The 13,621-nt window shown below is 38.8% G+C and carries 15 protein-coding genes and 1 tRNA gene; 11 read left to right on the plus strand and 5 right to left on the minus strand.

The window, feature by feature from the left end; genetic code table 11:
* Positions 1-20: 20 nt before the first annotated feature.
* The gene (locus tag FTU13_RS07445; RefSeq protein WP_180126636.1) at positions 21-926 is read left to right on the plus strand and encodes a neutral zinc metallopeptidase; all 906 of its coding nucleotides are present in this window, start codon (positions 21-23) and stop codon (positions 924-926) included.
* 57 nt (positions 927-983) lie between these two features.
* Here the strand turns inward: FTU13_RS07445 and FTU13_RS07450 are convergent, their stop codons facing one another.
* Complete coding sequence (locus FTU13_RS07450; protein WP_180126634.1) at positions 984-1,541, minus strand: hypothetical protein; 558 nt, start codon at positions 1,539-1,541, stop codon at positions 984-986.
* Positions 1,542-1,760: 219 nt separating this feature from the next.
* On the opposite strand from FTU13_RS07450, the gene FTU13_RS07455 reads away from it, so the two are divergent.
* The 6 genes from FTU13_RS07455 to FTU13_RS07480 all read left to right on the plus strand — a co-directional run bounded on the left by FTU13_RS07455 (position 1,761) and on the right by FTU13_RS07480 (position 5,039).
* Positions 1,761-3,260: a sodium:proton antiporter gene (locus tag FTU13_RS07455; protein WP_180024104.1), complete on the plus strand. Its 1,500-nt coding sequence runs from the start codon at positions 1,761-1,763 to the stop codon at positions 3,258-3,260.
* A 395-nt stretch (positions 3,261-3,655) separates the two neighbouring features.
* A complete protein-coding gene (locus FTU13_RS17635) occupies positions 3,656-3,838 on the plus strand; it encodes a BapA prefix-like domain-containing protein (RefSeq protein WP_373423853.1) in 183 nt (60 codons plus the stop codon).
* A complete protein-coding gene (locus FTU13_RS07465) occupies positions 3,813-4,010 on the plus strand; it encodes a hypothetical protein (RefSeq protein WP_180126632.1) in 198 nt (65 codons plus the stop codon). Before FTU13_RS17635 ends, FTU13_RS07465 begins: the two co-directional genes overlap by 26 nt.
* 27 nt (positions 4,011-4,037) lie before the next feature.
* The gene (locus FTU13_RS07470; protein WP_180126630.1) at positions 4,038-4,259 is read left to right on the plus strand and encodes an Ig-like domain-containing protein; all 222 of its coding nucleotides are present in this window, start codon (positions 4,038-4,040) and stop codon (positions 4,257-4,259) included.
* A 30-nt stretch (positions 4,260-4,289) separates the two neighbouring features.
* A complete protein-coding gene (locus tag FTU13_RS07475; RefSeq protein WP_227591821.1) occupies positions 4,290-4,649 on the plus strand; it encodes a type I secretion C-terminal target domain-containing protein in 360 nt (119 codons plus the stop codon).
* 72 nt (positions 4,650-4,721) lie between these two features.
* Entirely contained in the window at positions 4,722-5,039 is a 318-nt protein-coding gene (locus FTU13_RS07480) for an MGMT family protein (RefSeq protein WP_078193003.1), read from the plus strand.
* Positions 5,040-5,144: 105 nt separating this feature from the next.
* Here FTU13_RS07480 and FTU13_RS07485 read toward each other — a convergent pair whose 3' ends face one another.
* The gene (locus FTU13_RS07485) at positions 5,145-5,585 is read right to left on the minus strand and encodes a universal stress protein (protein ID WP_078193002.1); all 441 of its coding nucleotides are present in this window, start codon (positions 5,583-5,585) and stop codon (positions 5,145-5,147) included.
* A 294-nt stretch (positions 5,586-5,879) separates the two neighbouring features.
* Positions 5,880-6,296 (minus strand): hypothetical protein, encoded by a 417-nt coding sequence (locus FTU13_RS07490; protein WP_180126628.1) that lies wholly within the window; start codon positions 6,294-6,296, stop codon positions 5,880-5,882.
* 167 nt (positions 6,297-6,463) lie between these two features.
* On the opposite strand from FTU13_RS07490, the gene FTU13_RS07495 reads away from it, so the two are divergent.
* Positions 6,464-6,540, plus strand: a tRNA-Met gene (locus tag FTU13_RS07495).
* A 267-nt stretch (positions 6,541-6,807) separates the two neighbouring features.
* Here FTU13_RS07495 and FTU13_RS07500 read toward each other — a convergent pair.
* The gene (locus FTU13_RS07500) at positions 6,808-8,433 is read right to left on the minus strand and encodes an NAD+ synthase (protein ID WP_180024107.1); all 1,626 of its coding nucleotides are present in this window, start codon (positions 8,431-8,433) and stop codon (positions 6,808-6,810) included.
* 374 nt (positions 8,434-8,807) lie between these two features.
* Positions 8,808-9,323 (minus strand): hypothetical protein, encoded by a 516-nt coding sequence (locus FTU13_RS07505; RefSeq protein WP_180126703.1) that lies wholly within the window; start codon positions 9,321-9,323, stop codon positions 8,808-8,810.
* A 162-nt stretch (positions 9,324-9,485) separates the two neighbouring features.
* Between FTU13_RS07505 and FTU13_RS07510 the strand changes: the two genes are divergently transcribed.
* From FTU13_RS07510 to FTU13_RS07520, 3 genes are all read left to right on the plus strand, one after another.
* Complete coding sequence (locus tag FTU13_RS07510) at positions 9,486-10,988, plus strand: AAA family ATPase (protein WP_180126626.1); 1,503 nt, start codon at positions 9,486-9,488, stop codon at positions 10,986-10,988.
* Positions 10,976-12,415, plus strand: a complete 1,440-nt coding sequence (locus tag FTU13_RS07515) for a VWA domain-containing protein (RefSeq protein WP_180126624.1) — start codon at positions 10,976-10,978, stop codon at positions 12,413-12,415. The genes FTU13_RS07510 and FTU13_RS07515 overlap by 13 nt, the downstream gene beginning before the upstream one ends.
* Positions 12,416-12,652: 237 nt before the next feature.
* Positions 12,653-13,609, plus strand: coding sequence for a metal-dependent hydrolase (locus tag FTU13_RS07520; RefSeq protein ID WP_078192996.1), 957 nt, complete (start codon positions 12,653-12,655; stop codon positions 13,607-13,609).
* Positions 13,610-13,621 lie beyond the last annotated feature (12 nt).

The raw sequence follows: 13,621 nt of genomic DNA on the forward strand, positions 1-13,621 counted from the left end.
TTTATATAAGGAAGATCACTATGCGCTGGAAAGGTCGAAGAGTTAGTTCAAACGTAGAAGACCGTCGCGGTGGTGGCGGTGCAAAAGCGGGTGGGATCAGTATTCTCGGTTTGGTTGTGGCATTTGTTGCGTGGAAGTTTTTTGGTGTCGATCCGCAGCAAGCTTATCAGGCGACTAAACAAGTGACATCACAGGGGCAAATGGCTGAAGTCAAAGGTCTGGATAATCCAACACCGGAACAACAAGAAGCGATGGATTTTGTTGGCACTGTTTTGGCTGATACGGAAGATACGTGGAATACAGTCTTTCAAGAACAGTTAAATGCTCAGTATAAAGCGCCTAAATTGGTTATGTTTAATGGTGTGGTCAATTCAGGTTGTGGTACAGCACAAGCGGCAATGGGGCCTTTTTATTGCCCAGCAGATCAGAAGGTCTATATTGATACTGCATTCTTTAAAGATATGCGTACGCAAATGGGTATCACGGGTGAACAAAATCAAACAGAATTGAGTCGCCAAGATCAGGCGGGTGATTTTGCGCAAGCCTATGTGGTTGCCCATGAAGTTGGACATCATATCCAAACGATTTTAGGCATTTCTGAGCAAGTCCAGCAGGCCCGTGCGCAAGCATCTAAAGCTGAGGGTAATCGTTATTCGGTTATGCAAGAACTGCAAGCAGACTGCTTTGCGGGTATTTGGGCGCATCATAATCAACAGCGTACCCAATTTTTAGAGCAGGGTGATGTAGAAGAAGCGATGGACGCTGCGCATAAGATTGGTGATGACTATTTACAGAAAAGTGCAACAGGGCAAGTGGTCCCAGATAGCTTCACGCACGGCACCAGCGAACAACGTATGAAATGGTTCCAGACTGGATTAAAATCAGGCAATATCAATAGCTGCGATACCTTTAATCAAGCCATTTAAAACAAAAAAAAGGGGATGCAAACATCCTCTTTTTTTCATTGAAAAATAGATTGAAGCTTATTTGTTGAGAAATGATCTAAAGTTTCGAACAATACGATAGCTGACATACAATGCGGCAAATGCAAATAAAGCTACGCCAAAAACAGTATATTTAAGGCCTGAAATATCGTTTTGATAGAACTGTTTTAATTGGGCATCGCTATAGCGTAATTGTTGTTTTTGTCCAGTGCGGCTATTGGTGAAACTCACATTTTGGATATATTGAAATTGTCCGATTTTTAGCAAATCGAGGTGTTGAATTTGTCGGGTGTGTTGCTGATTAAATTCATCTAGACAAATATCTTGTGCATAGTTTTCACAATTCATTTTGGCAAGATAACCATTATTCGCCAGCATGATAAAAATCGCACGATCGGGTGATTCATTATTGGAGACCAAAACCAATTGTTCTTTGGGTGTTGAATCCAGTGAGATCGTTTTTGCCTGACTAAAATAGTGGTCAGCACGTAAAATTTCCTGTGACTTGCTATAGCAAGTGAGGAGCAGGGCCGCCGTAATGATAAAAATCACAGCAGCAAAAAAGAGTCGAAAAACAGTTTTAATAGTCTGATGCATAGGAGAAATCATGTAGATGATGAAAATGCATAAAATTTATGCAGGCTTGCTATGTTAAATGATCTTGATAAAAGATGTGAAAAAAACTGAATTGATACACGGAATTTAGATAAAATTCGTTAGAATATTTTATTTTTAAATACTAAATAATTTGGTATTTATTTTCAAAATACCTATATCTCACTCTGTAGGCGACACAGCACCAAAATTGGGAACGAAATGGGAAATTATTTTTTTCTACAGGTTTTTACCGTTATTTTTGCACTTTCGATTGCAACCACGATTTTTAATAAACGTATCTTGGGCTTTCCACAAGCCATAGGTGTTCCCATTGTTTCTGCAATTTTTGTCTTTATTTTGCAATGGGGCGCAAGTTTGCTCAATGGCAATCAATTTGTGACGATTAATTTACACAATATTGAAGAGGCAGTTCGTCATATCGACTTTTATGACTTTTTAATTAATGGCGTGATTTGTTTTATTTTGACCTCATCTGCCTTGAAATTTAAAGTTTCCGATTTACGTTTGCATTGGAAGCCGATCAGTATTTTGGCCAGTATTGCCTTGGTGCTTTGTGCGGTGTTTTTTGGTGTTGCTTTATATGGTTATCAGTTCTTAATTGGTCATCATGTTGATTTATTGGTGTTGTTATTATTAGGCGCTGCTTTAGGTGCGACTGACCCAATTGGGGTTAAAGGTGTATTAAGTTCTGTACGTGCGCCACATCATTTGATGGTGAAATTAGAAGGCGAATCGCTCTTTAATGATGCCATGTGTATTGCCGTGTTTATGACCTTACTCAATGTTTTGCAAGGTGAACATTTTACCGTCATTGGTACGCTTGAAACACTGTTATATGAAATTGTTGTCGCAGTCATCATTGGTTGGGCATTTGGTTTAGGAATATTACGTTTACTCCGTGGTAAACATGAAATGGAATCCTTGATTTTAACCACAGCGTTGTTGGCAAGTGGTTCTTATCTAGTCGCTTTATTCGCACATGCATCTGCACCAATCGCATGTGTTATTGGTGGTTTGATCGTTGGGAATAAATGGAAAGAAATTCTTCAAGAGCGAGAAATCAGGGAAGTGAATCATTTCTGGCATACCGTGGAAGGAATCATCAATTCCTTTTTATTTACCCTGATCGGTCTTGAGTTATTTATCTTAGATTTAAGTATCAGCTTGATTTTAGGCGGCATGGTGGCGTTTATTATTTTGCATGCATCGCGCTTTGCAGCAAACTATTTATCTTTCGCATTTTTCCCGAGTTTCCGTAAAAAAAGCTATAACGGTAGTCTTGCGATTTTATCCTGGGGTGGGGTTCGTGGAGGCATTTCATTGGCTTTGATCCTCGCTGTTGCCAATATTCCTGAACTCAGTGAATACAGTAGTATTTTGATTGGATATACATTTATTGCGGTATTAATGTCGGGGCTCGTGTGTGGTCTAGGTTTACCTGCTGTGATGAATGCTTTTTATTACAATCCGAATGAAGAAACCAAAGGCTTTAAAGGTTGGTACCAAAGAATGTGCCATAAAATGAATAAAAAGGGCTTCCAATATATTGTGGGTGAAGATATCCATGGTAATGAAACCATTACGGTTTATAACCCAGAAGCGTTAATAGATACCAAAGCGGATGATGGTGTTGCTGCTGTACATAACCCAGAAAAAGTGCAAGAAGTTCGTCGTTTGGAGAACCCTGAAAACTTCTAAAACTGTTTTGTTTGACTTAAAAAAGGAAATGCTTGAGCATTTCCTTTTATTATTTATCGTTATGTTTCATCATGGTAAATCAAAATGGGGGGGAATTATGACTGGTCATTCATTGGTGTTATTGTGACTTGCATCACATAAATAAGTGTTTGTTATTACTTGCATAAAGATGGATCTAAAATCTAAATGTATTGATAAAAATATTAAAATATTCAAACAATTATGCAAAAAAATACACAAAGCATGATATAACGCACACAATTAAAAAAATTGGTTTTAATGATTTGTAATTAAAGAAATTATTAATCACCAATAACTCATTACAAAACCAAAAAAACATAAAAACGGCCCTAATACAAATAAATGAGGTTTTACCTATGTCGTAAATTTCTGTCATTTCTAAAGAAAGTCATAAAGTTTTGTATCAAGTTGAATCCAATCAAGTTGGGCTTATCGAAAATTCTGTCATCGTACTCAAAATCCGGAAAGAGGATGTTACTTCAATTACAAAGAATGGTGCTGACGTAATAATCACCTTAAAAAAATGGGGAAGTGATTACTGTACAAAACTATTTTAGTGAGGCGACACCAGACAATAGTTTGGTATTTGAGGGTGAAGACGGTACATGGTATTGGGCAAAATTTACAACAGCCAATGGTGATATTGCGAATGTTATTCAGTATCAACTTTTAGAAGAAATTAAACTGCTGCTTTATAACGATTCATTGACGGATGTAATTTTACCCTGAATTGCGGGAGCAGCCGGTGCTGGTTTATTGGGTGCAGCTATTGTTGGTGAATCTGATTATTCTGGTGGTTCTAAGGATACGACTAAACCTGACGCGTCTAAAGATGTGGTGATCACCGATGATGGTGAACATGTCCATGGTAAAGGTGAGCCGGGTACAACGGTAGAAGTAAAAGATCAAGATGGCAAAGTCATTGGCGCAGGCACAGTGGATTTATCAGGGAATTTTGATGTTGAATTTAAAAATTAATTAACCAATGGTGAAACCATTGAAGTCACTGTGACAGATAAAGTAGGCAATGATCAATTCAACACCAAAGCGGGCATTGATACGGTTATTTATAAAGTATTGGATCAAGCCGATGCAACGGGCGGTAATGGACATGATACTTGGAATGACTTTAATTCGTCTGTAGGCGATAAAGTGAATATCAAAGCCTTGTTACAAGGTCAAAATGTCAATCAGTCGAATATTGATCAGTTTGTTTCGGTTAAATCTGATGGCAAGGGCAACACTGTGATCAGCATTGATCGTGATGGAACAGGATCTAAATTTGGTGATAAAGTTGAATTACTCACTTTGAAAAATACCGATGTGACTTTACAAGATCTAATCGATCACAACCAATTACTGTACTAATCTGTCAAAAGTAAGTATTAATCAAAGAGAACCTTCGGGTTCTCTTTTTTTATGCGGCTCAAAGGAGATCAGATGAAGCAGAGTGATGAATTGGCAACGCAAATTTTGTCGGTCATTCAATTGATACCACAGGCGAAGATTGCCACTTACGGACAAATTGCCAAATTAGCGGGTTTACCGAAGCATGCACGACTGGTTGGTTATGTACTCAAGCATCTAGATGCAACATCAACGATCCCATGGCATCGGGTGGTCAATGCGCAAGGAAAAATCAGCACGCAGCGTTGCAATGAAAAAGGTGAAAATATCCAGCAATTGAAATTGGCAGCTGAAAATGTCTTTGTAGTGAATGGACGCATCTCATTGAAACAATATCAATGGTTACCCTAAAAAATCCTTGCCTTAAACTTAGCGTTTTTTATATTGATGACGCAGTCAATAAAAAAGCCCTCTAGGATCAGAAGGCTTTTTATTTCACGCTATAAATCTAATGGCTTATTTGCGCACAACCAAAACAGGAATGTCTGAAGCACCTAGTACACTTTGAGCTACGCTGCCCAAGAAGAATTTTTTGATCCCTGTACGGCCATGTGAACCAATGATAATCAAGTCCGCATGTGTTTCTTCTGCAGCTTTAACCAGTTCAGTATGCACCACTTGACCTTCAAGTAAGCGAGTTTCAACAGTGACACCTTCAGTTGAAAATTTCGCTTTTGCTTCTTCAAGTGTATTTAAAATCGATGCACGAGCACGTTCAATTAAATCATTGGTTTGTGTTGCTGAAATATACTCTGCAGCAATATATGGATCGAGCGTCAGTACTTGAACCACAGTAATTTTACTGCCAAAAGTTTTTGCAAACTCGACAGCTTTAGCCACCGCAGCATAAGAAGTTTCTGAACCGTCCACTGGAACTAAAATATTATTTAAAGCCATCTTATTTCTCCTTATCTGATCAATTGAATTTGGATGGAAAAACCTGAAAAAAAGCGCTATTTACATTGATCATAGTTTCATCATACGCTTTTTTATTTAGGAATAAAACCAAGTAAATTCATGGGGATATTGCGAAATTAGCAATAAAAATATTGCAAAAATATGGACTTGTTTTCACCATGCTTAGCGATAGCAAAAATGCTCAATAATGTAAGCAGCTATGTCTAGATTGTAAGACAATTTGGTGCTGAAAAAATTGAGCCTAGATGAATTCATCCATCAGTGGACTTGGTTTCAATCACACTGTTTTTCTTGCTCTGTCAGGGTAATATGCAACGCTTGTTGCTCAAGCAAGCTTAATTTATGCAACGCATCTTCAGGGAAGATCTGTTTTTGTAGGCGTTGAATCTGTCGTGCTGATAAATGCTGATTGGCACAATACATCGCAGCTTCATTGGCGCGCGCAACACTAACTAACTTCTCCTGATCATTGAAGTCGAGTCGAATGATGGGTTGCTGTGCTCGGCTAAGTTGAGCCATGCTGCGCTTTTGTTGCATGCTCAATAAAGGCTGTTTATTAATCCAAGTCGCCACATCACGTCGCACACCATTATAGTCAACAAAAATAGGTGAGACGATTTGGCAGCCCGTTAAGGTCATGACGGCAAGGCTGAGGGTCAGACAGGCTTTTTTTATCGAATTGAATTGCATGATAAAACTCTAATTTTTAATCAAAAAATATAGTAAATAGGGCTAAAAATAGCATAATTTGCTTAAATAGTAACATCTTGAACTTTGCTTGTTTAAACTCTGAACAATTGCAAACAAAAATGCTTGACGATAATGTGTGAAATCTAGATAATGCCACCACAGTTTACGGCTATGTAGCTCAGTTGGTTAGAGCACCGCACTCATAATGCGGGGGTCACAAGTTCAAGTCTCGTCATAGCCACCATTTTTATAGACCAAGCTCTCAGCTTGGTCTCTTTTTTTGTGCCTAGAAAAAGTCAAATAGATTGAAATAATTACAGCACTAATAAAATAATCTATTTACGATGTTAATGTAGAAATAAAAGAGAACTCAAATCTTTGATGTTATGAATTGATGTCCTAATTTTTGAAATACACATCTCAATTATTTTTTATTCTTACTGCTGCGTATTTTGCGCCTATAAAAAAGCCCAGTTATAGAACTGGGCTTTTTTTAATTTGAATCGAGTAATTAGATACCCGGTTTCCAACCATTCACGATTGGGTAGCGTCGTTCACGGCTAAATGCACGTGAGCTAATACGTGGACCAATCGCGCCTTGGCGACGTTTGTATTCGTTTAGATCAACCAAACGGATGACTTTTTTCACGACTTCAGCATCAAAACCTTTGGCAATGATGTCATCTTGGCTCATGTCTTCTTCGATATACGCATACAAGATGGCATCCAATACTTCATATTCAGGTAATGAGTCTTGGTCTTTCTGATCTGGACGAAGTTCCGCAGAAGGTGGACGAGTAATTACACGTTCAGGGATCACTGGTGTTTCTGAAATGCTGTTACGGTATTTTGCTAGTTCAAATACAATCGTTTTATAAACGTCTTTAAGAACTGCAAAGCCACCGACCATGTCACCGTACAATGTACAGTAACCAACAGATAATTCAGACTTGTTCCCTGTAGAAAGGACTAAATTGCCAAACTTGTTCGATAAGGCCATTAGCAACGTACCACGAGAACGCGCTTGTAGGTTTTCTTCAGTCGCATCAGTCGGTGCAGCGCCAAAGAAAGGGAATAAGGTTTGCATAAAGCCATTCACAATTGGATTGATTTCGGCAATACCAAAAGTTACGCCCATATTCTTGGCTTGTTCAGCCGCATCTTCAACACTGATTTGTGCAGTATAAGTATATGGCATCATGACCGCTTGAACTTTATCTGCACCAATCGCATCGGCAGCAATCGCTAAAGTTAATGCTGAGTCAATACCACCAGATAGACCTAAAATCACGCCAGGGAAGCCTGAACGTTGTACGTAGTCACGTGTTGCGATCACAAGGCTTTGGTAGATTTCAGCCATGGTATTTAATACAGGCGTGATTGCACCTGTTTTAAAGGCTTTTTGTTCAGCATCGTATTCTGCGATATATAGATCTTCAACAAAACTTGGTGCTTGCAACGCAACTTCACCTGAATTGTTCATCACAAAGCTTGTGCCATCAAAGACAAGGTCATCTTGACCGCCCACTTGGTTGCAGTAAACCAGATTGATGTTCAATTGTTTGGTCAATGCACCCATGGTTTCAATGCGATGCTGTGGTTTACCAACTTCATAAGGTGAAGCATTCAACACCAAAGCGGTTTCAACATTTAACTGAGCAAGCTGTTGAACAGTTGGTAAAGCCCAAACATCTTCGCAAATCAACACACCAAACTTATGACCTAAATATTCAAAGACAAGGTGTTGATGACCCTCACTGAAATAACGTTTTTCATCAAAAACGCTATAGTTTGGAAGATTTTGTTTATTGTAAATCCCGAGAACTTGACCATTTTTCATGACAGCAGCAGAGTTATAGCGCTGACCATCTTCAGTTTGATTCACAAAACCAAAGACTAAAACGATGTCCTTAACGTTCGCCAATTGTTCAAAAGCTTGCTGTGTACGTTTATTTAAACTTGGACGTAATAATAAATCTTCAGCAGGATAACCAACTGTAGAAAGTTCAGGAAAAACAATAATATCTGCGTTCTGTTCTTTTGCAGCATTGGCTTGTTGAAGCATTTTTGCTGCGTTTGATTCTAGATTACCAATATGCGGAGAGAACTGAGCAAGTGCAATTTTAAAACTATTCATTCCAACTAAATCCTATTCCTATAGGTGAATACACTTAACACACTGATTTGTATTATTGTGATTATTCAGCGAGTGTATTTAGATACGAAAAATACTGCCGAAAGGCGAAAACAAAACACCATCATCGTATGATAATTCACTTGTTTTGATGCAAAGCAAAAAAATAAGGTAAACCTATTTTATCTGAATTTAAGCGAGATACTAGAGGTATTCATAGCTTTTAAAAGCCTAGCTGAGCTTATGTGCCATAAAGTAAATATTAATGCTGTTTTTTTGTACTTAAAATAGCGTCAATGGTCGAGCAATAGCGTGAAATAGAATGATCTGGCGATATTCAATTTATCTATAAATATTCGTCAAAGAGCATTGACGCTTTACAGCTCAATTTGATGAACAAGTTCTGGATATAAAATAATATTTTTAATTCGCTTTAAATAGATGTCACGAGCAATGTCACCTTGTTGCTCAATGTTGTAGTCAAAAAATGCCTTGTGTGGTTTGAGGGTATAGCGGTAAGGATTATATTTTTTAAAACTGAAGAAATACGCCATCTGTAACACAGCGCCTCGACCCAAAACATTGATTTGCTGCTGGTATTGATAAACATGGGCCATCTCATGAATAAACAGGGCACGATATCCTAAAGACGCTTTGGCATAGTCCGCTTTAAACAGTAAATTTCGTGCATGGATATACCCCTGAGGCGCCATGACCACATGCGCAGATTGCCAAGGCAAAAAAGGGTGATTCATCACTTTCACTTGCTCATATTGAATCAAATCCCCAAATACACTCTGACACATGGATATTTCACCTGCCGTGAGGGATCGATATTTAAAACCTTCAAGTTTTAACAGTCGGATGAGTGTAGGAAAGAAGGGCAACATGATGAAAAGTTTCTAGAGTTCCAAAGGGATGTGTAGTTTTACTATAACCTGAAAATACAATATCACGCTGTTGCGCTGTATTTAAAAAGCGATATTTTTGCATCTGCTACAGCGAAACATCGGTTAGGGCGTTACAATTTAGTTTTCGGTCAAACAGATAATCAGATGCAAGCACGGATTAATACTTTAATTTCTGAAATCAGTAAAAATATGTATGAACGCGAGCAGATTATTGCTTTGAGTTTGTTGGCTGGTGTTGCGGGTATGAATACCTTTTTATATGGTTTGCCCGGCACAGCAAAAAGTTTGATTTCGCGTCGAATTGCTTCTGCTTTTGAAGTCCATGACTATTTTGAATATTTGATGAATCGTTTCAGTACGCCGGAAGAAATTTTTGGCCCAGTATCGATTAAAGCCTTAAAAGAAGATCAATACATTCGTAAAACAGAACATTATTTACCACGAGCAGATTTTGCTTTTTTAGATGAAATTTGGAAAGCCAGCCCTGCAATTTTAAATACTTTACTGACCTTGGTGAATGAGCGCAGTTTTAAAAATGGTGACATTGTCCAAAAAGTTCCATTGAATGTTTTGGTTAGTGCATCGAATGAAATTCCTGAACCCAATCAAGGCTTAGATGCCTTGTATGATCGTTTTATTTTGCGTTTAGAAGTGCCACCGATTGCTGTTGCAGAAAACTTTCATGCACTGTTACAGGCCAAGCCGAGTCAAGTCAGTGTTGAAGTCGATGCGACCTTAAAAATAACAAAAGCGGAGCTACAAGATTGGCGGGAACAGATTTATCAGGTGGAATTACCCGAATCGATTTTAAATCTGTTTGATCAACTTAAAAATCGACTCAATCATAACTTTGAAGATCACGTGGTCTATGTCTCTGACCGTCGTTGGCAACGTGTGGCTTATCTAGTCAAAACCTGTGCATTTTTAAATGATCGTCCATCGGTGATTTTGAGTGATTTTTTAATTTTAAAACATTGCTTATGGAATCAGCCTGAAGACATTGCCTTTGTTTCGCAGCAGATAGATGAAGTATTGGCTGAAAATGGCTTAAATTACGGTTTGCAATTCGAACAGCATGTGGCAGAGAAGGATGCACTTGAACAGCGGGTGCTCAATCATTTTTATTATACCGATGATGTGTATGAGAGTTATTTAATTCATGGCACTGACTACTTGCGTGCAGTGACTAATCTAGATCGACACTATAAAGATAAAGTGTTGTATCTCGAACTAGATAAAATGGATACGAAAAAGGACTTCTTTGCCTTAGATGATACCGGTGAAGAAGTGCGTGGAATCGTATGTAATTTTAATGGTTCAAGAGTGTGTACGTTAAAAGGTGGCTATTACGGCTTAGAAGAAGTGGTGACGCCGTATATAAAACATACCAAAGGCAGTCCACGCAGCTCATTTTCAGCACAAAGCCAATATGAGCTGTTACACGAAGTTCAACGGCTCAAATCATATTTTCAAACAGAATTGGATCTGTTAACGGAACGCTTTAACAGCCAAAAGCATCAGTTTAAATCGGTCTTTGTCACTGAACAGGATATTCAACATTTATTTCAATCTATTGAGCAGCAATTGGCAAGATATCAATTGCAGTTGCAAGATTGTGAGCGCTTGGAACAGTTATGTCGCAATTAGAACCGTCACGACAACAAACCCAATCAGCACTCGATGAATTAAGTTCGCAACTTTATGATGAATTAAAACAATCCAGCTTAAAACATTGGTTGGATGATCATAAAGTTGCAAAAAAGCTCGATCAAAAAATTCAGGAATGGGTCTTTCAGGCAAAGTCGAGTTTAGATCAGCAGCATCCCTATGCAACGGCCCAGCAGCAATTGGAACATTGGCTTGCGATAAAGCATTGGGAACAGGGCGATTTTGTTCAATTCCACACTGAATATGCCGCCTTCATGCAAACCTTAGGGATTCCAGAATTCACTGAAATGTGGCAACAGAGCCAACAGCCATTGCTGACCAAGCAGCAGCGTCAATTACACATTGAGCTATTCAAAGGCAAATGGCAGCGCAAATTGACCGAAGCCATTGCACATTGGGAGTTTGAGCAGCTCCGTTTACAACGAGATGCCTTTTTAGATGAAATCAAAGATTTTCTCGCGACATTGTCGAAAATGGTCAAGCACCATGACAGTGTCGGGTTTGAAACAGGGATTTTTCTGGACTATTCCAAAGGGCAATTAACTGAGCATGATGTACAGAACTTTGAGCAATGGGCGAATTATCTCGAGCAAGATCGGGCGCTTAAACGTTTATGTCAAATGATCGGAAGCGCACAGCCGAATATGCCACGTAAGCGGATTTCTGCTCAGTTAGAACAAGAGCCACAGCAGCTTATTCACACCCCGATGGCGCAAGAGGAAATTACTGGAATTAAATTGGCACAAGAACTCAGTATGGCTTTACCTAGCGAGTTGGCGCTGTTAGCCGATCCAGACTTGCAAGTTTTATTTGATTTGAAATATTTAGAATCTAACCTGATGAGTTTTAATCGACAAGGGCAGCAACAGGGACGGGTGATCGAAGACCCACGCCATACACAGCGTCGAGTCGGACAAAAAGGCCCGATGATTGTCTGCTTAGATACCAGTGGCTCAATGAATGGGCAACCTGAACTGATTTCCAAAGCGATTTGTTTGTATTTATCTATTCGAGCGCTAAAAGAAAAGCGAGCGATGTATTTGGTGAATTTCTCGACCAATTTAACCGCGCTGAATTTACAGAGTAACAGCGCTTTGGATGATGTCATTCACTTTTTAGGGCAGTCATTTCATGGTGGAACCGATATTATCCCTGCGATGAATCATGCCGTGGACATGTTGAAACAACCGAATTTTGTACATGCCGATGTGGTAGTGATTTCAGACTTTATTATGGGTCAACTTACTGAAGAACTCATGCAAGAGATCACACATTTTAAGCAGCAGGGCAATGGATTCTACGCTGTGGCGATTGGTAATTTTAAACTAGATCATTTAGATGACAGCCTGTTTGATCATCAATGGCTCTATCAATCTGCGACTGGTGAAGTGCAAAAAATCCAATAATCATCACTCACTCAAAATACGCCATGACCTTTAATGACAAGCTTTTGAGCCATACAACACCGATGTTTTAAAGATTGTCTGACAAAGAAAATATTTGAGCATTTTTGCAAATCTAGAGGTCGGTTTTGCTAATGGCCTAGTGATCTATCTCACTTAATTTGATCCTCAATCTATGTGTTTTTACTTTAATCGACATGAAGTCAATGAAGGGGAAACACCCAAATTGAGAGCAAAACCATGAGCGCTTTTCAACCGATAAAAAAAACTTTAGCACGCGTATTTGCAGGCCCTGTCTTTGACCCAACAAAACAGTCTGCCGTTGTTCCTATTCGTCATATGAAATTTGATTTCGAACCAGAAAAAATTGATCCAAAATTTTATATGAATGCAGAATTGGCCAGTGCCTATTTTGCATCTTTATCTATTTTCTTAACCCGTGGCGAAGATTTGGTGATTGATACTGCTCGATATCATCGCGACTTTATTCAAGATCCTGTATTAAGACAACGTGTCACGTCGTTGATTGGGCAAGAGGCTATTCATTCACGTATGCATGAAGAAATGAATGAAGCGTATCGCGCAAGAAATCTGCCTGTGCAATTTTTTAGAAAGTTAGAACACTACGTCTTTGCCTATGGTTTTGAACGTATGCCACAGCCAATGAAGTTATCCTTAATGGCAGCAATTGAGCATTTCACCGCAGTGCTTGCGGAATACATGATGAATCATGAAGAAATCTTTTTTAATTCAATAGATGAAAAGCAGCGCGCCATTTGGATGTGGCATATGTTGGAAGAGTCTGAACACAAAGACATTGCCTATGATGTTTATCAAGAATTATCAGGTAATTATGCTTTACGTATTGCTGGCTTTTTCCCTGCATTAATTACCATTTTGGGTTTGATTTCAATTGGTGCATCGATTGTCCCTTTCTACAGAAAGCCATCAAATTTGATTAGCCTAAGCTACTGGAAAGATGTTCCGCGCAGTTTCCAACTGATTTTTGGGTTAAAAGATGGTGTTTATGGCAGCAGCCTCGGGCATATTTTTGACTATCTACGACCAAGTTTTCACCCGAATGATCATGACACTTCTGCATTTCTTGAATATTACAAAAAGCGTTTGCTGAACCCTGTTGATGGCGTGTTAACACCTTATTTTGTCAAAGAATTTACACCAGCATTAAAACGATAAAAGGACAAAACC

It is taken from the genome of Acinetobacter sp. YH12064, assembly GCF_013419735.1.
In the GTDB taxonomy this organism is placed as follows: Bacteria; Pseudomonadota; Gammaproteobacteria; order Pseudomonadales; family Moraxellaceae; genus Acinetobacter; species Acinetobacter amyesii.